Below are 19,502 nucleotides of genomic sequence, written 5' to 3'. Positions count from 1 at the left end.
CGCCTTTTATCAGGTCGCGCGCAGCACCCGCCCGAAGCCGCGCTCCTGGCCGAGCTGAGGGGTGAGGGCCCCGTCTCGTACCGCCTCGCGGCCGGAGATGAGCACCGCCTTCACGGCGGCGTCGTTGCGGCGCACCAGCCGCACGAAGCCGCCGAAGTTCTCCATGGGCGCCTCGGTGGCGACCTCCAGCCGCTCGTCCAGCCCCTCGGGGTTCACCACCACCACGTCCGCGCGCTTGCCGGGCGCCAGCACGCCGGCGTCCATCCCCATCCACTGGCCGATCTCTCCGGTCAACCGATGCACCGCGCGCTCCAGGCTCATGAAGGGGTGGCCCCGCTTCTCGGCCTCGCGCACCCGGCGCAGCAGCCGCAGCGGGAAGTTGTAGTGGGCCATGTTGCGCAGGTGCGCCCCCGCATCCGAGAAGCCGATCAGCGCGTCCGGGTGCTGGCAGATGAAGTCCAGCTCCTCGGGCCGGTCGTTGGCCATCACCGTGTACCAGCGCAGCGCCTCTCCGTATGTCGCCACGAGGTCCAGGAAGACGTCCACCACGTGCCGGCCCTGCTCCTTCGCCACCTGCGCGAAGGACTTGCCCACCAGGCTCGCGTCCGGGCACTGGAGGATCTCCGACTGATTGAAGTCGCGGTGGAAGGCCTTGGGCAGCCAGCGGCTGGTCCACTCGCGCCGGAAGCGCTCCCGGTAGGCCGCATCCTTGAACAGCTCCGCCCGCGAGGCGGCATCCTGGAGGTGCAGCGCCGCCGTGCCCGCGCCGAACTCCTCGAAGACGACCAGGTCGATGCCGTCCGCCCACAGGTCGAACACTTCCGGCAAGGCCTGCCACCGGAAGTCCGCGCCCAACAGCCGGTTGAAGGCGCGCGACAGGTGCCCCACCAGCCGGTGGACGCCGCGACTGGCTCGCGGATCCATCAGTGAGATGACGGTGGTCTTCAGCGGCTTGCGCAGCAGGCCCACGCTCTCCAAGAGGAAGAGCAGCACGTTCACCTTGGTGCTGATGTTGGGCACTCCCTGGAAGACACGGCCGCGCTCGCGCAGCAGGCGGGTGAGGCGGCGGTACTCACTCCAGCGCGCGAAGGTGGAGGGCAGGGGCCGGCTGCGGATGTCGCGGCTGCCGCCCATCTTGTCCCAGCGCAGCGTCTGGATGGACAGGCCCAGGTAGCCCAGGTCCAGCCCCTCGCGTACCAGGGACTCCATGCGCGAGAGCTCTTCCGAGGTAGGGCGCTCGTGCCGGTCCAGGCTGCGGTGGAGGCCCATGATGTGCGCCCGCAGCGCAGAGTGGCCCAGGAAGGAGGTGACGTTGGGCCCCAACGGCAGCGAGTCCAGGTGCTCCAGGTAGCCGCCGAGGGTCTTCCAGCTCTTGCGCTCCTCGAGCAGCGTGCGCACGGTGTCGTAGGGGATGGCCTCCACGCGGCAGAACATGTCCGCCAGGTCCTCGGGCGTTCCCAGGGCGAGGCTCAGCGAGCAGCTCCCCAGGGCCACCGTGGTGACGCCGTGCCGCACCGACTCGGAGAGCGAGGGCGCCAGCTCCACCTCCGCGTCATAGTGGGTGTGCAGGTCGATGAAGCCCGGCATCACCCAGTGTCCGCGTGCGTCGATGACCCGCGTGCCCGGAGCGCGGGGCAGGGGGGCCTCGGACACAGCGGCGACAGTGCCCGCCTGGATACCTACGTGACACTCGCGCGACGGGCCGCCGAGCCCATCGAAGACACGACCGTTCTCGATGATGAGGTCCACGAGACAAAGCCTAGCCGGACCGCTGGCGCCCTGCGCGCGGACGCCCCATGTTGCCCCGAGGAGGAGGGCATGGAATCGGGGCAGCTCCTGGGACGGTTGTTGCTGCGGTTCGAGGAGGGCGCGGAGGAAGTCATCGAAGACCTCTCGGCCGCGGTGTTCTCTCCGGACGGCAACCTCTGGGTGGCCTCGGACGAGCGGGGCATGGTCGAGCGGCTCACCCCTACCGGCCCCCGCGCCTACGCCCAGCACACCCGCTTCGAGGTGGCGGACTTCTTTGGCGAGGTGGAGAAGGGCGCCGAGATCGACATCGAGGCGCTGGACATGCACGCCGACTACCTCTGGGTCATGGGCAGCCACAGCGCCAAGCGCAAGCGGCCCAAGGGCAAGCGGATGGGGAAGGACCTGGCGCGCCTGGCCACCGTGGCGCACGAGCCCCAGCGCTTCCTGCTCGCCCGCATCCCGCTGGTGAAGGGTGAGCTCGTCGCGGAGCTGAAGAAGCCGGGCACCAAGAAGCGCACACGCTCGGCGGCGCTGGTGAAGCCCGTGGAGACGCCGTCCGAGAACCTCCTGGTGGAGTTGCTGCGGAGGGATCCGCACTTCGCTCCCTTCCTCGCGCGCGCTGATGCGGAGGGGGGACCGCTGCTCCCCATTCCGAGCAAGGACAACGGCCTGGACATCGAGGGGCTCGTCGTCACCGACACGGACCGGGTATTCCTGGGGCTGCGCGGGCCGGTGCTGCGCGGCTACGCGGCGCTGCTGGACATGCGGCTGATGGGGGCGGGGCAGGGCGTCCTCGAACCCCGGCCGGGGAAGAAGGGGCGCCGCTATGCCAAGCACTTCCTCAACCTGGACGGGCTGGGCATCCGCGAGCTGTGTGTGCGCGGGGAGGACCTGCTGGTGCTCGCCGGGCCGACGATGCAGGTGGAGGCCCCCATCCGCCTCTTCCGGTTGAGGAACTTCCTCGAGCTCGAAGGCGACAACCTCCTGGACCAGGGGAAGGGAGTGCTCGAGCCGTTGTTCGACATCCCCCCCGTGGGTCAGCTCGACCACGCGGAGGGGATGGCCAACTTCAGCTACTTCGATGAGTCCGACAGCGTGCTCGTGGTCTACGACGACCCAGCCCCTCACCGCCGGCATGGCGCCAGGGGCGTGTATGCGGACGTCTTCCGCCTGAACCTCTGAGCCCAAAGCGGTTCGGGTGCTCGGGGGAGGTGCAGCGGGCCCGGGTTCGTAGCAGGCTCTCTTCCTGGTAACGCCATCCGGGGAGCGGAGACATGCAGGAGACGATGAAGGCGCTGGGGCAGAAGCGGTTTGGGGGCACCGAGGTGCTCGAGGAGTTCAACCTGCCCATCCCCGAGCCGCAGGGGACGGATCTGCTGATCCGCGTCAAGGCGGTGGGCATCAACCCCGTGGACTCGCTGGCGCGGCAGAACACCAACGGCTTCGGCCAGCTCCAGAAGCAGGAGATCTCCCTCACCGGCTGGGACGGGGCCGGCATCGTCGAGGCGGTGGGGCCCCTGGCGGATGGGCGCTTCCGCGTGGGAGACGAGGTGTTCTTCGCGGGGAACCTGGCGCGCCGTGGGTGTCAGTCCGAGTACACGGTGGTGGACTCGCGCATCGTCGGCCGCAAGCCCGTCTCGCTGTCCTTCGCCGAGGCGGCGGCCATTCCCCTCACCGCGCTCACCGTCTGGGAGGGGATGATCGAAGGCTGCGGCATCCCGCTCGAGCCGCGTCCCGGCAAGCCGAAGACGGCCCTGGTCGTCGGAGGGGCCGGAGGGGTGGGCTCCATCGGCATCCAGATCCTCTCACGCGTGTGTGGCCTGAGCGTGGTGGCCACGGCCTCGCGCCAGCAGAGCGCCGACCACTGCCGGAAGATGGGCGCCTCGGTCGTCATCGACCACTACAAGGACATGAAGGCGCAGCTGGCCGAGAACCGCATCGACGCGGTGGACTACGTGCTGAACACCACCGACCCGAACACCAACTTCGACGCCGTCGTCTCCCTGCTGGCGCCTCTGGGGAGGATGTGCTGCATCCTGCCCGTCGTCCGGCCGGTGAACCTGGCGGCGCTCTTCGACCGGCGCATCTCGGTGTCCTTCGAGCTGATGTTCACCCGCGGGTTGTTCAACGCGCAGCCCGAGATGCAGGGCTCCATCCTGGACCACCTCTCGGCGCTGCTGGACGCCAAGACGCTGCGCAGCACCCTGATGACGCAGACGCCCTGGACCCTGCCCGGGCTGGTCGAGGCCCACCGGCTCAGTGAGAGCGGCAAGGCGATTGGCAAGACCGTGATGTCGCCCGTCGGCTGAGGCCCCGCGCCGGACCTTCAGAGGTGGATGAGCTCCAGGTCCTTCCACTTCCGCTGAAGCGCCTCGGCGACGAGGCGCCGGTGGCAGTGCTTGGGGCTCGCCTCGCTGCACAGCAGGCAGCAGGGCTCCTCCTCGAAGAACGGGCGCTTCAGGCGCTCGATGGCGCGCCGCTCCCGCATCAGCGCCTGGAAGCGCGGCTCGTAGTCTTCCCACGAGCCCTTGTGCTTCTTCATGGAGTCGAGCAGCTCCTGCGTGGGGGCGAGGTCCGGCAGGTGGTGGTAGCTGGCGCCGCAGAGGGACTGGGCGAAGTAGCCCAGGTCATCCCGCTTCGCGAACCCCGAGAGCTGGGAGGTGTTGTTGAGCCGGATGTCGAGCAGCTTCCGGACCCCGGCCTGCTTCAGCGCCTCGAAGAACTCCTGGGCGCTCTTCTGGGTGAAGCCGATGGTGTAGAGCTTCATGGCCGCCTGCCTACCTCAAAGGTGGATTCCGGCGTGGGCGTGGGACGCTAGACTGTCGGGCCATGCAACACTTCGCACGGGCGTTGTCCTCCGCGTGGCTGCTGGTTCTCTTCGTCGCGCTGTTCCAGGCAGAGGCCGCTCCTCGCCGCCATGCTCCCTATGTCTCGGAGATTCGGGACGCGGCCACCTTCTCCGCCTACGCCCTGCCAGTCGAGACCGACGACGTCGGCAAGTTCCTCATCGATCTGAAGTCGGGGGGCATCTACTACTTCGACGTCAACCTCTACCGGCTGCACCAGGACTTCGTCATCCAGGTCCTCTTCCGGCGGCCGATGACGGACGAGGAGCGGACCGAGTACTTCCGCAACTACCGGGAGGACAAGCCGCACTACATCCTCGGTTACGTCACCCACCACCGCGCCGCGAAGCGCTGGACGTTCAGCTTCTGGGAGAGCGACCGGATCCGCCCCGCCGACGTGCGCCGCGCGCGGGACACACTGCTCAAGACGTTCTTCGTCCAGGACATCGCCTTCCGGCCCGAGTCCACCCGGCAGGAGGAGCTGCTCGCCGAGCTGAAGGACATTCCCACCGTCACCAGCGACACGCTCTACAAGCAGGCCGACTACCGGCCCTTCAACACGGGTGCGGCCACGGGCCGCCTGCGCGTCGTCCCTCCGGGGACCCCGTACGAGTCGCTGCTGTTCGACTCCGAGGACATCGTCATCCTCCAGGAGTCCTATCCGGACCTGCCGCCCGTGGCGGGCGTGCTCTCCACCCAGTTCTCCACGCCGCTGTCCCACGTGAACCTGCGCGCCCGGGCCTGGGGCATCCCCAACGCCACGCTCAAGGACGCCGCCACGCGCTACGCCGCGCTGGACGGTCAGGTGGTCCGGTTGGATGTGCGGGGCAACACCCACGTGCTGCGCCCGGCCACCGAGAAGGAGCTGGCCACCTGGAAGCAGGCCCGCGAGGCGGCTCGCACCGTCCTGGTGCCGGCCGCGGACCTGACGGCCCACGAGCTCCGTCCGCTCAAGCGCATGCGCGCCCGGGACACCCGCCTCTACGGCACCAAGGCGGCCAACCTGGGAGAAATCATTCACGCCAAGCTCCCGGGAGTTCATGTCCCGGACGGGTTCGGCATCCCGTTCGCCTTCTACGTCGAGCACCTCCAGCGCCACGGCCTGCACACGGAGCTGGAGGCGATGCTGGCCGAGCCTCGCTTTCAGCAGGAGGCAGCGTTTCGCAAGGAGCGGCTGGAGAAGTTCCGCGCGCGCATCGCCGGGGCGCCTCTGGATGAGGCGTTCCTGAACCAGGTGGAGACCCAGGTGCGCGAGCAACTGGGAGGCAAGGGCGTCTTCGTGCGCTCGTCCACCAACGCCGAGGACCTGAAGGGCTTCAACGGCGCGGGCCTGTACGACACGGTGCCCAACGTGGTGGGACGCGAGGCGCTGAGCGCGGCCATCCGGCAGGTCTGGGCCTCGCTGTGGAACTTCCACGCCGTGGAGGAGCGCAAGCGCTTCGGCATCGAGCCGCGCTCGGTGTTCTCGGCGGTGCTGGTGCAGGTGGGAATCAACGCCACCGCCGCGGGCGTGCTGGTGACGAAGAACCTCTATGACCCGCGCGACAAACACACCTTCACCATCAACGCCAAGCGCGGGTTGGGGCTGAGCGTGGTGAGCGGCGTCACCGTCCCCGAGCAGGTGCTCTACGACATCCGCTACCCGGGCGCCCGGGTGCTGTCGCGCTCGGACGACGCCACGATGCTGGTGTTCGACGCGCAGGGCGGCATCAAGGAGGTGCCCACCGGGAGCGCGGCCCCCGTGTTGGCGGAGGCGCGCGCCCGGGATTTGTCGCTGGCGGCGGCGAAGCTGCGCAAGGTCTTCCCCGACAGCGGGCCGTTGGACATCGAGTGGGTGCTGGAGGGCGAGAAGGTTTGGATCGTCCAGTCTCGCCCCTTCATCGACGGCGCGCGCTGAGGGCTCAGCAGCCGGTCTCTTCGCCCACCGCCAGCGTCGTGATGGGGCCGCCGCTCTCCTCGCCGATGGCCTTCGTCGTGATGGGACCGCCGCCCTCTTCTCCCAGGGCCATTGTCGTCATTCCCTGGCCACCCTGAACCTGCTTCAGGGTCTTCTCGGGCAGCTCGTACTGGATGAAGGACTTGCGGGGGGTGTGCTTCTTCATGGGGATCTCCTCGGATGGGGGCGCGCCGGAAGGCAGCGCTGGTGCATTCGAGAAGGGCTGAGTCCACCACCATGGCGTGTGACAGGACCGGTCGCCGTGGAAGTCCACCCTGACAGGCAGCCCGCTGATGCGTCATGCTGGAGGCGGGAGGGAGACATCCAAAACATGGGTCGCCTGGGAGTCACGGGAGCCGTGGTGGCGCTGCTCGCGCTCACCGCGTGCGGTGGCGCGCGGCAGGAACGCGAGAAGAAGGAACAGGAGGCCGCCGCCGCCGAGAAGAAGCTGTCCGACGCGCGCGCCTTTCACGAAGGGCTGGAGCGCGAGAAGACGCTGCTCGCCAAGAAGCTCGCCGAGGCCAGGGGACGCAAGGAGGAGGTGCGGGGGCTGCACCACCAGACCCTCGCTGGAGCCGCCTACCTTGCCGCCGAGAAGGGGAGTGGCCTGGTGCTCGACGCGGAGATGACCGCCGCGCGGGAAGGCTTCCAGCTCGAGGAAGCCACGCGTCAGAAGGACGGAGAGGCGCTCAAGGAATTGGTGTCCACGACTCTGGATGACCTGCGCCCCTGCGTTGCCAGCAAGGAGACGGACGAGATGGGGGACGCGTGCCCTCCGTGCGAGGTGGCTCCCTTCGAGGATGCCTGCGTGGGCGTGGAGACGAATCGCATTCCCTCTCCCGAGTGGGAGTGCGAGGCGCTGGCGCGGACGGGCGAGGGCCTGCCGCCCGCGGCCTTCTGCACCTTCCGGCTCCGGCACTCGGCGCCCGCTGGCGACGTGAGCTCGGACTATGCCGAGCGTGACTTGAGCACCTGGCTGCGGGTGGTGCGCGTAGCCTTCGCCCACCAGGGGCGCCTCCACGTGAGTGACTTCCCCGCTCCGGATCCCACCCTCTACAACCCCGCCAATGTGGAGCCGCTGGTGGCGTGCAAGGCGGAGACGAGCCGCAACCAGTGCATCCACGACTGCGAGGTGAGCTTCGACCGCTACGACGACCCGTGCGCCTGCAGCCAGCCCGAGCCCGCGTATGACACGACGAGCGAGTACTCGGAGCCCGGGGACGAGGAGGACGCGGAGGACGAGGAGCCGTACGAGGTACGCCAGGCGCGAGAGGCCGCTGCCGCCGCGCAGGCCGAGGCGGAGGAGGCTCAGGCACGCGTGCAGGAGGCCGAGCGCGAGTTCCAGTACCAGCAGTGCCTCTCCGTATGCGAGCCGGAGAAGGGCTCCGAGGCGGGAGCGTCCGACGAGGGAGGAGCGCCGGTGGCCGTGTCCACCGAGGTGGCCGTGAAGCTGCAAGCGACCCCTGCGCCGGGCATCTTCGTGGTGTCGCGAGAGCTGAGCGTGCTGGATGGGAGCGAGAAGGTGCTGGAGAGGGAGCTCCACACGCTCGTGCTGAAGCACCCGGCGCTCGTGTCGCTCTGGCTCAAGGAGGCGCTGCCGAACAAGGACGCCCTGGGCGAGCTCGAGGAGGTGGCTGCTCTGAGCGAGGTGCTGAGCGAGGGAGGCAAGCCCTCGCTGGCGCCGCTTCCGGGCATGGAGGGCCCCACCCTCATTGGACTCCAGGGGGGCAAGGTGCGGGCGTATGCCTTCAAGAATCAGCCTGGGCAGGCGCCGGTGGTGGCGCTCGAGCCCCAGGCGGTCTGCGCGGCGATGAACGCCGACCCGAAGCGCTTCCCGGAGGCCTTCCTGAAGAGCTGTGCCGAGCCGGCGCCCGTCGCGGCGGAGGTGGATGCGGGCACGCCCACGTCCCCTGAGGAGCCCGCCGATGCGGGGACGTCCGATGCGGGGACCTCCGATTCTGATGCGGGGACGTCCGATGCGGGGGAGGTGGCGCCATGAAGCGGCTGGGAGTGGCCATGGTGGTGGGGCTGGCGCTGGCGGGATGCCAGGGCGACAACCTGGAGGCGGTGAGTCAACGGCTGGAGGTGGCGCAGCGAGACCAGCGCGAGTTGGAGGCGAGGACCCAGGTGCTCACCGAGGAGGTGGGCTGGATGCGCAAGCAGATCCAGGTGGAGGAGGACGCCCGGGCGGCCGAGGAGCGCAAGCTGGAGGCGCTGCGGGACAGCCTCGCGGAGAGCTGGCGCGGGGACCCGGCGGCCATGCGAGAGCGCATGAAAGAGGCCAAGGTGCCCCCTCCGCTCCAGGCCGCGCTCCAGCAGGCGCAGGAGCAGAAGGGCGGCGTCGCCGCCGAGCGCCTCTTCATCGAGGGGACGGAGAAGGAGGACCTGAAGCAGGTGGCCACCGCGCTGAACACCTGGGAGCTGCGCACCGGGGTGACGAACCCGCCAGAGGCGTCCGAGGCCGAGGCGCCGGAGGAGACGTGCGAGCGCCAGCAGGTGACCTTCTCCTGCGTGTCCCTGCCGCTCGAGGGGCCGAAGGATGCGGTGACGCAGCTGTGCCGCATGAGCGATGCGGACTCGGTCTGGGTGCTGCGCTCGGACATGGGCTCGCTCGCGCGGGTGAACCTCATCGGCAGCCGGCATGACAACTACCGGCCGGTGCGCAAGTTCAGCCCCGAGGTGTGGGTGCTCGCGGGCGAGGACGACTCGCCGACCTCTCCCGGAACGTCCAATGTGAGCGCGAAGGCGTGGCTCGAGGTGTTCAAGCTCACGGGAGGCTCGGAGCTCAGCCGCCAGGCCGTGCGTCGGCACGCCCTCCCCCTGGAGCGGCAGGGGCAGCGCGTCGCCATGGCGGAGCTGGACCTCGATGCGGACAGCACCCCCGAGGTGCTCGTGCTCGATGGCAAGGAGGTGCGCACCCTGCGCTACGACGCGCGCCACGATGAGGTGAACCTGTGGACCGAGGCGGAGACGTGTCCCCTCATCGAGAAGCGCACGGAGAAGGAGCTGGAGCCGGCGCGCGCGCCATGCGCGGCGTGGGCCCAGGCCCGGCAGCCGAAGGACGGAGGGGCCCGCTGAGGCAGGGCGGGGGCCTCCGTCACCGAGGGGTCAGCGCAGGCTGCACAGCTGTTCGCTGAGCTCCCAGAGCCTCCGCCTCGCGCCCGTGTCCTGGGCCTGCGGGGCGGGGGAGGCCTCGCGCTGGCGCACGAAGTAGCGCCCGGTCACGCCCTCCACCTCGGGCGAGGTCGCCAGGTACACCGAGGTTGCCGCCGCTTCCTCCACCGTGTCGTTGCCCTGCATGCCGAAGCCCTCGGTCAGCAGCTTCGTGCTCACGACGCCCGGGTGCAGACAGTTCACGGTGGCCTGCTCGGCCGGGAGCCGCTCCGCCAGCTCGAAGGTGAAGAGGATGTTGGCCAGCTTCGACTGCGCGTAGGCCCCATAGGGGCTGAAGCCCCGCGCGAGCTGCGGGTCCTCGAAGGACATGCGCCCGCGCGAGTGCGCGATGGAGCTCACGTTGATGATGCGCGCCCCGGGCCCCGTCAGCGTCCCCTTCAGCAACAGGTTCGTCAGCAGGAAGGGCCCCAGGTGGTTCACCTGGAATGTCGTCTCCTGCCCATCCTCCGTCACCACGCGCTCGTTCATGTACACGCCCGCGTTGTTCACCAGTACATCCAGCCGGGGGAAGCGTCTCGCGAGCTCCTCCGCACCCTGGCGTACGCTCGCCAGCGAGGCGAAATCGAACGTGATGCCCTCCGCCCTACCCCCTGCCTCCTCGATCGTCTTCCGGGCCTTGTCTACCCTCGCCGGGCTTCGACCATGCACCACGAGCCGCGCGCCCGTCCGGGCGATGTCGAGGGCCGTCCTCAGGCCGATGCCATCCGTTGCTCCTGTCACCAAGACGATGCGCCCATCCGCCATGCGCGACTTCTCCTCGAAGCTCTCCCAGGTGGGGAGCAAGTCAGCCCCACTGGTAACACTCCCCCGCGAGCGCTGCACGGCACGGAGGCCGTGCGGCTCCCGCGTGAGGCCCGACCATGCATGAAGCTCCGGGGACACCCCCGCCCGCGTGTCCCTTTCATCCCGCGCAGGGCACGGTGGTGGCCTGCCATCGGTGTGGTGTCCTCACCTGCGTGGCGTGCCTGTCCCTCTCGGGTGCGCGGGGCTGGTGCCGAAGCTGCGAGGAGCACTCGCGGAGGGGCCCAGCCTCCCGGCGCGCCGTGGCCTCCGGGGTGCTGGGGAGCGTGGGCCTGTGTTGCGCCTTCGCTCCAGGGCTGCTCGGGCTGGCGCTCGGCTACGCGGAGCTGCGGAGCATCGAGCGGGGAGACTCACCGCGCGCTGGCCGGGAGTGGGCCAAGGCTGGGGTGGTGCTCGGGTGGATGAACGTGCTGATGGCGGTGGCGGTGGGGCTCGTGTCGGGGTGGATGGGCTTGTCCCGGAGCTGAGCGCCGGGCCCCGCGCGTCACAGCGCCCGAAGCACGCAGGAGAGGACGATGCAGAGCCCCCACAGGGTGCTGCCGCTGAAGAGGCCCAGGAGGATGAGTCCCGTGCCTTTTCGCGCATCCGGCAGCACGGAGCTGGCGCGCAGCACCACGGTGCCGCCCCACTGGTCTCCGTAGCGCTGGTTCATGATCGACCGGGACATGGCCAGGTACGCGGGCACGCAGAGGGCGTCCACGCAGAGGGCCAGGTTGCGCAGGAGCGCGCCCTTGAAGGAGGAGGGGGTGAGGTCCTCCGCCGTGACGCGCAGCCGGAGGATGAGCTTGCCGAGCGTCGCGCCACCGACGGCCTCGGCGGTCATCTGGTACAGCAGGCCGCCCAGGGTGCCCCACACGACGCCCGCCGGGCTCGCCAGCTGCAAGGCGGTGGTCCAGTTCCCCTGCACGAGGCCCCGGGCCGCGAGCACCTCGAGGACGACGCTGCCGACCATGCCGCCCAGCGTCATCACCAGAAGGCCGAACATCACGTCGATGAGCCGAGCGGCGAGGCGCAAACCAAAGCCCGCCGAGCTGTTGCTCGCCACCTCCACCACCATTGAGGGGGACAGTTCCATCGTGACTCCCGGGCCTGGGCACAGCGTACACGCTCCGGGCGTGCGTGCCCACGCGCACCGCGTCACCGCCTACGGCGGGAAGAGCCACTCCAGGCCCTGCACCACGTCATCCCGCCACGCGGGGTAGTTATGCCCACCGGAATATTCCTGGTAGCGCACCCGGTGGCCGGCCTCCTTCAGGACGGGGAACATCCGCCGGTTGCACCCGGTGAGCCACTCGAAGCGGCCGCAGTCCATCCACACCTTGAGCCGGCGGCTCGGCGCCGCGCGGGCCAGGTCGAACACGACGAAGTCCCCATGCTCGGGGATGGCGAAGGCCCCCGACTGGCTGAGCACGTGTCCGAAGACCTGGGGCGCGCGCAGCCCCAGGTACAGGGCCATGAGCCCTCCATAGGAGGCACCGAGCACGGCATGGACGCCGGGCTTGCGGCGCTCATCCACGAGGGGCAGCTTCTCTCGGGCGAGGGCCAGCACCTTGTCCCGCATGAGGCCCAGGGTGGCCTCGCTGCAGGTGTACTCCACGGTGCGTGCGGGACCGCCGTTGGCCACCAGGGCCATGGCGATGGGGCGGATGCGCTTCTGGCGAATGAGGTTGTCCAGCACCACGGCGAGGCTCGCGCGCCGCAGGTAGTCGGGCCCATCCAGCACCAGGAGCAGCGGGTAGGGCCCGGGCGCGGCGGGCTGGTAGAGGAACACCTCGCGCGTGCGGCCCACCGCGAACTCCGAGGTCTCCAGCTTGTGGCGGGTGACGCGGCCTCGCGGGTGAGCGCCACGGCCGCGTCGGGCAACGGCCGCGGGCCTGTTCTCGGGCATGCGGAAGAAGTGGTTGAACTTCCCCATGCCATTGTCGGAGAGGCAGTGGTTGAGCGGGTCCTTCACCCGGCGGCCTCGTGCGTCCACGAGGGCGTACTCGACATAGGAGTCCGAAGGCAGGGGCAGCGAGCGGGCCCACAGTCTGGGCGCGAGCTGCTCCAGCGGCAGCGGCGCTCCTTGCCAGTCCTGGAAGTCTCCCCTCACGGAGACAGGCTTGCTTCCCCGCCACACGAAGGTGGCCTGGTCCAGGTCGATGACCGGCGAGCCCTCGTCGAGGACCCGCGCCTCCAGCGTCTTCACGTCCATGGCGTGCCCTCAAAACACAAAGGCCCGGGAGTGTCTCCCGGGCCCATGAAACAAGAGGTGAGGACCCGACAGCCCGCACCTCTAGCCTTCGCCCAACGGGGCAGGGCGTGATGCTACGGCGTCACGGCGAAGATCAGATCGTCGTGGTCCGTGTACGAGCCGGCCGCGCAGGTGCCCGCCGTCCCGCCGTAGCGGAAGTTGGCGCGCACCGCCTGCAGCCCGCCCGCCGGCAGCGCGTACGTCGCCGACAACACCTGCGAGCCCGCCTTCGTCGGGGTGTACGTGCCCAGGAACACCCAGCTCGGCGCGTTCGCGTTCGCCGCGTAGTACAGGTCCAGCTTGTCCGAGGTGTAGGTGGAGTAGGCCCACACCGTGGCCTCGATGCGAACCGTCTTCCCCGCCGCGAACGGCGTCCCATCCGTCGTCAGCACGCGGATGCGGTCGTTCGACTCGTCCGAGTGGTACACGCCCTGGGTTCCATCCGCGCACGTCCCGCCAATCGTGTTCGGCTTGTTCACCTCGGGGCCCAGGTTCGCGCGCCCGTTGAGCAGCGACAGGCCCGAGTCACACACGCTGTTCACCGTGGCGCACTTGGGCGCCTTCAGCGTCGGGTCATACGTCGCCGTGGTGCTCGTGTTGCTCACGTTCACCGTGACGCCCGCGCTCGTGCCCACGTTGCCCGAGGCGTCATACGCCTTCACCACCAGCACGTGGCTGCCGTTGCCCACGCTCGTCGTGTCCCACGCGAACGTATAGGGCGACGTGTTGTCCGTGCCCTTCAGCGCTCCGTCCACCAGGAAGTCCACCCGGCTCACGCCCACGTTGTCCGCCGCGTTGGCCATCGCCGTCGTCGTGCCGCTTACCGTGGCCCCCGGCGCCGGCGCGGTAATGGCCGCCATGGGAGGCGTCGTGTCTCCCGTGTCGTCGCTCACCGTGCCCTTGGCCAGCTCCGCCATGAACGCCGCGCCCAGCTTGGAGAACTTCACCGCGTGCGTCGCCGAACCCGCGCTCCGCGCCAGCGTGTCCCCCGTGCTGTGGATCGCCGAGTTGTGCTGGTTCATCAGCGCCTCGAACGGCATCGACGCCGGGAAGCCCTGCGCGTGCCACGAGGCATGGTCCGAGCACCCATAGCCGCACACGGTGGTCGCCCACGTGGCGATCTGGTACGTGTCGATGACGCTGGTGAGGAACGAATTCTGCGCCGCGTTCGTGTTGTCGGTCACCAGGCCGATGTCCACGCTCGAGCCGCGGTAGTTCGTCATGTCCAGCTGCAGCACGCCCACCACGTTCACCTGGTTGGTCTTGTGCCACTGGGCGATGGCCTGGGAGCCGCGCAGGCCCACCTCCTCGGCCGCGTAGCCCATGAACTTCACCGTGCGTGCCGGCCGGTACCCCTTCACCATCGCCGAGCGGATGATCTCCGTGAGCGAGGCGATGCCCGAGGCATCATCATCCGCCCCCGGCGCCGCGCCACCCGAGGTGTTGGTCGAGTCCAGGTGCCCGCCCAGCACCACCACCTCGTTGGGCAGGCTGGTGCCGGTGATGGTGAGGATGACCGAGGGCTGGTTGTAGCCGCTATGGGCGAAGGTGGTGACGCTCACGTCCGAGCGCCCCGCCGCCAGGTTCTGCCACGTCGTCTTGATCCAGTTGGCCGACTCCAGGCCCGTCGCCGAGGTGTAGTAGCGCGTGGTGTAGCTCGACAGCGTGCCGATGGTGGCCCGGATGTTGGGCTCCGCCATCTCACTCATCAGCGCGTTCACTGTGCCCGCGTTGTCGATGCTGTAGGTCACCTGTGTGTGGATCGGCGGCGTCGGCGAGCCCGCCTTCGTCAGCGCTGCCCGTGCCTCCTGCTCGGACTCATGCGCCAGGAAGCCGGCGCACCGGTTGTACTTGTCGTGCATCACCCGGGAGATGGTGTGCAGCTGCGACTCATGCACCTTCATCATCGCCAGGTCGTTCTGCACCTGCACCCCGACGGGTGGCTCGAAGCCCGCGGCGCGGAACTCCGACTGCACGGGCTCCAGCGCCTCGGCGCCAATGCTGATCCACAACTCGCGGTCCACCGCCGGCTGCTCGATGCCGGGCACCACCTGTGCGTGCGCCATGACCGGGGTGACACCCCAGAGCAGCAGCGCCGCGGGAGCGAACTTCTTCAAACCCATGATGCTCCTCCAACTTTTTCGGGAAAGACCTCTGCGCGGGGAACCCCGAGGCCGCCGGCACTCTAGCGCGCTCCGAGGGCACTTCGCTCAGGGTGAACCCCGAAATGAGGAAGGGACCCCCACCGGCCGCGGAGCGCGGCACGGCGAAGGTCCCTTCAGGGTGAAGCGAATGCCTGGTTGCCTACTGTCGCGCGTCCGTCTCCAGCACGGGGATGGGGAAGCGCTCGTGGACGACGTCGTTCGTCCGATCCTTGGGCAGCTGGTTCAACCGGTTGTAGCGCCGCATGTCGATCCAGCGGTGTCCGCCCTCGAACAGCAGCGAGTAGCGCCGCTCCTTGAGCAGCACGTCCACCGCGTTCTCGGTCGTGAGCAGCACCGGCTCCAGGCCGTTGATGACCCGGATGCGGTTGAGGTCCTCCTCGGCCGCCGTGAGCGCCGCTTCCGTGCCGATGTTGATGTTGGCCTCGGCGCGCAGCAGCACCAGCTCCTCGTTGCGGATGATGGGCAGCGGGGCGGTGGGCTGCTCGTACATGGTGAACCCATACGTGGAGCTGAGGTTCTGGTAGGTGCCCTGCGCCACCTGGGCGATCTTCCGGCCCACGCGGGCATCCAGGCACCGGAACGGCTCGGCGCCCACATCCACGCAGTCGGGCTTGCGCTCCGCATCCCGGACGATGGAGGGGTGGGCGTAGATGGCCGTGTTGGTCAGCCCGTTGATCGTGTCTCCCGAGCCCGTGCCGAAGGAGTAGTAGGTGCCCAGCGTCAGCTCCCGGTTGGTGTCCAGGAAGGACTCGCCCAGCGACGTCAGCGTCCCGGTCCAGTCCTTCAGGTACACCTGGGCCCGCGCCTTGAGGGCGCGGTTGAACTTCACGTAGGTCGACGGCTTTTCGAAGCCCGCGTAGCCGCTACCGAGCGTGAAGGGGAACGCGTCATTCTCGGCCGCCACGCTCGCGTCCAGGTGCCCCTTGGCCTCGTCCAGCAGCGAGACGACGCGCGTGAGCATCTCGTCCTTGGAGACGATGGGCGCCAGGGTCCGGGGGTCACCGCTCACGTCGATGGGGCCGCCGTTGGTGTCGCGCGCGGAGACGATCGTCAAGAACTCATGCGCCTGGATCGTCTTGGCGAAGCCGCGGATGGCCTCCTTCTGGGCGTCATTCAGGTCGTCCGCCGGCACCTTGTCCAACGCCTCCATCAGCGTGTTGGCGTTGCGGATGTTGGCGTAGGGGCCGGTCCAGAAGTTGCCGCCGAAGGCCGCGTTGCCCGGGTTGAGCGTGCCCGTGAGCATCTCGTTGCCGAAGCGCGGGTCCGTGGTGTCGAACGTGTACGACTCCCGGCCGAGCAGGCCCAGGTGGGCGACGTACCCGTTGTGGTCCGACTTGTTGTCCCGGTTGCCGATGAGCAACCCATGGGCAGCCGCTGTCACGCTGGAGCGCGTGGGCGTCTGCTGGAGCGACTCCAGGCTGGGGTTGTTCAGGTCGGGGATGTCGAGACCGCAGGCCCCGAGGCCCACGGAGGAGGCGCAGAGCGCCGCGATGAAGGTCTTCTTCATGGTGCGATTCCTCATGGCTTAGAACCCCACGTCCAGGGACGTCCAGAAGCTGCGGCTCGGGGGGAACGGAGCCACGTCGATGTTGCGGGCCACGGCCTGGTTGCCGAAGTTGCTGACCTCCGGATCCAAGCCCGAGTACCCGGTCAGGGTGAGCACGTTGCGGGCGGCGAAGGTGATCTGCGCGCTCTTCACCTTCGGGATGCGCACCACCCAGTCGTCCGGCAGCTGGTACGTGAGGGAGATTTCACGCAGCTTCACGAAGGTAGCGTCCTCCACGTAGATGCCGGCGTTGGTCTTCTGGTCGGCCAGACGCTGCTCGCCGGCGCCCACGTAGTCGGGCGAGGTGTGGCTGGCGTCGTAGATGTAGCGGGTCAGGTTGATGATGTCGCTGCCCTGCTGCCAGTCCACCAGGAACGAGAGGCTGAAGCCCTTGTAACGGAAGCTGTTGGAGAAGCCCATGCGGAAGTCCGGCTCGGTGTCGCCGATCTTCTGCTCCACGCAGCAGGAGTTGGGGTCGTTGGGGTCCTTCAGGCCCACGTTGCCGACGATCTGCGTGACGCTCCGGCCCTCCTGGATGCGGAAGGCGCCCAGGCCCGTGCCGAAGCCGCCCGCCAGGAAGGAGGGCACCGACAGGCTCGTCACCTTGCTGCGGTTGACGGTGAAGGTGGTGTTGGACACCCACTCGAACTCGCGGCCGTTGAACGGGTTGAGCTGGACCATCACCTCGACGCCGCGGTTCCGCAGGGTGCCACCGTTGATGTACTCGAAGGTGTAGCCCGTGGAGGGCGCCAGGGCGCGGCGCAGGAGCAGGTCGCTGATGTTGCGCTGGTAGACGCTCAGCTCGGTGACGACGTTGCCGCCCAGGAAGACGGCGTCCAGGCCGGCCTCCACCTCGCGCTGACGCTCGGGGCGGATGTCCGCGTTGCCGCGGATGCCGCTGCCGATGATGCCGGGCAGCCCGTTGATCTTCGAGTCTGCGCGGAGCGGGGAGTTCTTCCAGCCGTACTTGGGCTGGTTGCCCGTCTCACCGTAGGCCAGGCGCACCTTGAACTCGTCCACCGCGGAGTGGAACGAGGGGATACGGTAGGCGGTGGCCAGCTTGGGGAAGAAGAACAGCTTGTTGGCATCGCCGTTGTTGCTCGACTGCTCGCCGCGCACGGCGCCCACCAGGGTGAGCCGCTCGTCCAGGAGGATCATCTCCTCCTGCACGTAGTAGCCGCGGTCGCGAATCAGCTGCCGGTCCTCTCGCACGTCCGTGTTGCCCAGGTCCACGTTGGACTGGTCGGGCGGCAGGTTGCGGCTGACGATGTAGAGCGAGTCGAGCGCGCGCTCCTCGAACGAGAAGCCGACCGAGGTGTTGGAGGTGATGCCGGTGCCCGCGGGCTTGTAGTTGTAGACCGCGTTCACGCCGGTGTTGAGGTTGCGCGCCTCGCTGCTCGCCGCCAGCGACGCGCCCGGCTGGCTGCCGGTGGCCTCGAAGTAGAGCTCTGGCGGGAAGAGGATGTTGTTCTGCTGCTGGAAGCGGTCCACGCCGAAGTTGCCCAGCACGCGCAGCTCGCTGACATCATCCTTGTAGAGGTTGATGGTGGCGTCGCTCGAGGCGATGAAGCGCCACACGTCCTCGTCGTTCTTCACCAGCGCCGCCGTCTGCAGCGGGTTGGCGCCGTTGCGGAGGAACGGGTTGGACGGGTAGTTGCCGTTCTCGTCCGGCTGGATGTCCAGGAAGCTGGGCGTGGAGGGCAGCACCATGTGGTAGGTGATGCCCGTGTTGTCGTTGTTCGTCAGACCGCGGTCGCTCAGCGAGTGGACGACGTTGGCCGAGGCGTTCACGTCCACGAGGTCGCCGAGCTTCTGCCCCACGTTGAGGCGGAAGGACTGCTTCTCGTAGCCGGTGGCGCCGATGATGCCGTTGTCGTCCTTGACGAGCACCGAGCCGAAGTAGCGCGTGTCACCGGAGGCGCCGCTCACGCTGGCTACCGTCTCGCTGGAGAGCTTGCGGTTGCCGGCCAGCTCCGCCTCGTGGTCGAACGTGCGGCCCTCGACGTACTCGGCGCGGGCCTTCTCGCCGAACTCCGCGACGGCCTCTTCCAGGCTGAACTTGCGCGTGCCGAGCTTGTTGGCCAGCGTGTACATGCCCACGCGCTGGGTGATGTCCACCCGGGGCCCGGCGCCGGCGCGGCCGCGCTTGGTGTTGATGATGACCACGCCGTTGCTGGCCTTGGAGCCGTAGATGGCGGCGGCGGAGGCACCCTTGAGGATCTCGATGCTCTCGATGTCGTTGGGGTTGATGTCCGCGATGCGGTTGACCTGGTTGTCCTGGGTCGGGTCCGGGTTGGAGCCGCCCGTCGACTCGGTGATGGCGAAGATGCCCGAGGCGATGGCCACGTCGCTGATGAGCACGCCGTCGATGACGTAGAGCGGCGAGGCCTCGGCGTTGATGGTGGACACGCCGCGCAGCCGCATCTGCATGCCGCCGCCGGGAGCGCCGGAGTTCGACTGGATGTTGGCGCCGGCCACCTTGCCCTGAACGGCCTGATCCACCGTGGCGACCGGCGTGCGGGCCAGGGCCTCGGCGTTCACCGTGGCCACGGAGTTGGCCAGGTTCTTACGGGCCACCTCGGAGGCGCGGCCGATGACGACCATCTCCTCGGTGAAGCTGGCCTCGAGGGCGATGGTGACGCTGCCCTGGTTGGCGCCGACCAGCACGTCGCGCTGCTTGTAGTCCTGGCTGGAGATGTCGAGCGCCACCGGGCCGGTGGGCACTTCCAGGGTGAAGCGGCCCTCGAGGTCCGTCTCCACGCCCTGCGTGGTGCCCTTGAGGATGACGCGGACCAGGGGCACGCCCTCGTTGGACACCTTGTCCACGGCGCGGCCGCGGATGGTGCGCGTGCGCTGCGCCTGAGGCGCCGGAGCGGCCGGAGCCGGAGCGGCTACCGGAGCGGCTACCGGAGCATCTGCGGCCGGTGCGGGCGCCACGGGAGCTTCGGGCGCTGGCGCGGCGGCTTCTGTCGCCTGCGCCGGAGTACCCGTGTCTTGAGCCATAGCCTCGGATGAGAGGAGCGCGAGCGCGCACCCCGAAACCAACACCCGT

15 protein-coding genes are annotated in these 19,502 nt (G+C 68.9%); 6 read left to right on the top strand and 9 right to left on the bottom strand.

Annotation, left to right across the window (positions count from 1 at the left end; genetic code table 11):
- Positions 1 to 9: 9 nt before the first annotated feature.
- Positions 10 to 1,749: an N-acyl-D-amino-acid deacylase family protein gene (locus SYV04_RS07735; RefSeq protein ID WP_321544991.1), complete on the bottom strand. Its 1,740-nt coding sequence runs from the start codon at positions 1,747 to 1,749 to the stop codon at positions 10 to 12.
- 69 nt (positions 1,750 to 1,818) lie between these two features.
- Here SYV04_RS07735 and SYV04_RS07730 point away from each other — a divergent pair, with 69 nt between their 5' ends.
- Together SYV04_RS07730 and SYV04_RS07725 are read left to right on the top strand one after the other, a co-directional pair.
- On the top strand, positions 1,819 to 2,931 hold the full coding sequence (locus SYV04_RS07730) for a DUF3616 domain-containing protein (protein WP_321544990.1): 1,113 nt from the start codon (positions 1,819 to 1,821) through the stop codon (positions 2,929 to 2,931).
- Positions 2,932 to 3,023: 92 nt separating this feature from the next.
- Positions 3,024 to 4,058, top strand: coding sequence for a zinc-binding alcohol dehydrogenase family protein (locus SYV04_RS07725; protein ID WP_321544989.1), 1,035 nt, complete (start codon positions 3,024 to 3,026; stop codon positions 4,056 to 4,058).
- A 17-nt stretch (positions 4,059 to 4,075) separates the two neighbouring features.
- On the opposite strand, the gene SYV04_RS07720 is transcribed toward SYV04_RS07725, so the two are convergent.
- Positions 4,076 to 4,516 (bottom strand): DUF488 domain-containing protein, encoded by a 441-nt coding sequence (locus SYV04_RS07720; protein WP_321544988.1) that lies wholly within the window; start codon positions 4,514 to 4,516, stop codon positions 4,076 to 4,078.
- Positions 4,517 to 4,578: 62 nt separating this feature from the next.
- On the opposite strand from SYV04_RS07720, the gene SYV04_RS07715 reads away from it, so the two are divergent.
- Entirely contained in the window at positions 4,579 to 6,492 is a 1,914-nt protein-coding gene (locus SYV04_RS07715; protein ID WP_321544987.1) for a PEP/pyruvate-binding domain-containing protein, read from the top strand.
- A gap of 4 nt (positions 6,493 to 6,496) precedes the next feature.
- Here SYV04_RS07715 and SYV04_RS07710 read toward each other — a convergent pair whose 3' ends face one another.
- Positions 6,497 to 6,697: a hypothetical protein gene (locus SYV04_RS07710; RefSeq protein WP_321544986.1), complete on the bottom strand. Its 201-nt coding sequence runs from the start codon at positions 6,695 to 6,697 to the stop codon at positions 6,497 to 6,499.
- A 165-nt stretch (positions 6,698 to 6,862) separates the two neighbouring features.
- Here SYV04_RS07710 and SYV04_RS07705 point away from each other — a divergent pair, with 165 nt between their 5' ends.
- Positions 6,863 to 8,530 (top strand): hypothetical protein, encoded by a 1,668-nt coding sequence (locus tag SYV04_RS07705; protein WP_321544985.1) that lies wholly within the window; start codon positions 6,863 to 6,865, stop codon positions 8,528 to 8,530.
- Positions 8,527 to 9,609: a hypothetical protein gene (locus tag SYV04_RS07700; protein WP_321544984.1), complete on the top strand. Its 1,083-nt coding sequence runs from the start codon at positions 8,527 to 8,529 to the stop codon at positions 9,607 to 9,609. The genes SYV04_RS07705 and SYV04_RS07700 overlap by 4 nt, the downstream gene beginning before the upstream one ends.
- A gap of 30 nt (positions 9,610 to 9,639) precedes the next feature.
- Here the strand turns inward: SYV04_RS07700 and SYV04_RS07695 are convergent, their stop codons facing one another.
- On the bottom strand, positions 9,640 to 10,488 hold the full coding sequence (locus SYV04_RS07695) for an SDR family oxidoreductase (RefSeq protein ID WP_321544983.1): 849 nt from the start codon (positions 10,486 to 10,488) through the stop codon (positions 9,640 to 9,642).
- A 77-nt stretch (positions 10,489 to 10,565) separates the two neighbouring features.
- Here SYV04_RS07695 and SYV04_RS07690 point away from each other — a divergent pair, with 77 nt between their 5' ends.
- Positions 10,566 to 10,973 carry a DUF4190 domain-containing protein gene (locus SYV04_RS07690; RefSeq protein ID WP_321544982.1) on the top strand — a complete coding sequence of 136 codons (408 nt, stop codon included), beginning with the start codon at positions 10,566 to 10,568 and terminating at the stop codon, positions 10,971 to 10,973.
- 17 nt (positions 10,974 to 10,990) lie between these two features.
- Here the strand turns inward: SYV04_RS07690 and SYV04_RS07685 are convergent, their stop codons facing one another.
- The 5 genes from SYV04_RS07685 to SYV04_RS07665 form a co-directional block, all read right to left on the bottom strand.
- A complete protein-coding gene (locus SYV04_RS07685; RefSeq protein WP_321544981.1) occupies positions 10,991 to 11,581 on the bottom strand; it encodes an RDD family protein in 591 nt (196 codons plus the stop codon).
- Between the two features lie 69 nt (positions 11,582 to 11,650).
- Positions 11,651 to 12,700 carry an alpha/beta hydrolase-fold protein gene (locus SYV04_RS07680; protein ID WP_321544980.1) on the bottom strand — a complete coding sequence of 350 codons (1,050 nt, stop codon included), beginning with the start codon at positions 12,698 to 12,700 and terminating at the stop codon, positions 11,651 to 11,653.
- Between the two features lie 113 nt (positions 12,701 to 12,813).
- On the bottom strand, positions 12,814 to 14,862 hold the full coding sequence (locus SYV04_RS07675; RefSeq protein ID WP_321544979.1) for a M20/M25/M40 family metallo-hydrolase: 2,049 nt from the start codon (positions 14,860 to 14,862) through the stop codon (positions 12,814 to 12,816).
- Between the two features lie 181 nt (positions 14,863 to 15,043).
- Entirely contained in the window at positions 15,044 to 16,411 is a 1,368-nt protein-coding gene (locus SYV04_RS07670; RefSeq protein ID WP_321544978.1) for a RagB/SusD family nutrient uptake outer membrane protein, read from the bottom strand.
- Positions 16,412 to 16,429: 18 nt separating this feature from the next.
- Positions 16,430 to 19,387 (bottom strand): SusC/RagA family TonB-linked outer membrane protein, encoded by a 2,958-nt coding sequence (locus tag SYV04_RS07665; RefSeq protein WP_321544977.1) that lies wholly within the window; start codon positions 19,385 to 19,387, stop codon positions 16,430 to 16,432.
- Between the last annotated feature and the right edge of the window lie 115 nt (positions 19,388 to 19,502).

This window comes from Hyalangium ruber, from assembly GCF_034259325.1.
GTDB lineage: Bacteria > Myxococcota > Myxococcia > Myxococcales > Myxococcaceae > Hyalangium_A > Hyalangium_A rubrum.
The sequence above is the reverse complement of the archived record's forward strand: the minus strand, read 5'-3'. Positions and strand labels throughout refer to the sequence as shown.

What these genes read in the sequence shown, in the direction of transcription:
- SYV04_RS07720 (WP_321544988.1), bottom strand. Translation starts at nt 4,516, where the DNA reads ATGAAGCTCTACACCATCGGCTTCACCCAGAAGAGCGCCCAGGAGTTC.
- SYV04_RS07670 (WP_321544978.1), bottom strand. Translation starts at nt 16,411, where the DNA reads ATGAAGAAGACCTTCATCGCGGCGCTCTGCGCCTCCTCCGTGGGCCTC.
- SYV04_RS07705 (WP_321544985.1), top strand. Translation starts at nt 6,863, where the DNA reads ATGGGTCGCCTGGGAGTCACGGGAGCCGTGGTGGCGCTGCTCGCGCTC.
- SYV04_RS07710 (WP_321544986.1), bottom strand. Translation starts at nt 6,697, where the DNA reads ATGAAGAAGCACACCCCCCGCAAGTCCTTCATCCAGTACGAGCTGCCC.
- SYV04_RS07730 (WP_321544990.1), top strand. Translation starts at nt 1,819, where the DNA reads ATGGAATCGGGGCAGCTCCTGGGACGGTTGTTGCTGCGGTTCGAGGAG.
- SYV04_RS07680 (WP_321544980.1), bottom strand. Translation starts at nt 12,700, where the DNA reads ATGGACGTGAAGACGCTGGAGGCGCGGGTCCTCGACGAGGGCTCGCCG.
- SYV04_RS07685 (WP_321544981.1), bottom strand. Translation starts at nt 11,581, where the DNA reads ATGGAACTGTCCCCCTCAATGGTGGTGGAGGTGGCGAGCAACAGCTCG.
- SYV04_RS07675 (WP_321544979.1), bottom strand. Translation starts at nt 14,862, where the DNA reads ATGGGTTTGAAGAAGTTCGCTCCCGCGGCGCTGCTGCTCTGGGGTGTC.
- SYV04_RS07725 (WP_321544989.1), top strand. Translation starts at nt 3,024, where the DNA reads ATGCAGGAGACGATGAAGGCGCTGGGGCAGAAGCGGTTTGGGGGCACC.
- SYV04_RS07690 (WP_321544982.1), top strand. Translation starts at nt 10,566, where the DNA reads ATGCATGAAGCTCCGGGGACACCCCCGCCCGCGTGTCCCTTTCATCCC.
- SYV04_RS07715 (WP_321544987.1), top strand. Translation starts at nt 4,579, where the DNA reads ATGCAACACTTCGCACGGGCGTTGTCCTCCGCGTGGCTGCTGGTTCTC.
- SYV04_RS07700 (WP_321544984.1), top strand. Translation starts at nt 8,527, where the DNA reads ATGAAGCGGCTGGGAGTGGCCATGGTGGTGGGGCTGGCGCTGGCGGGA.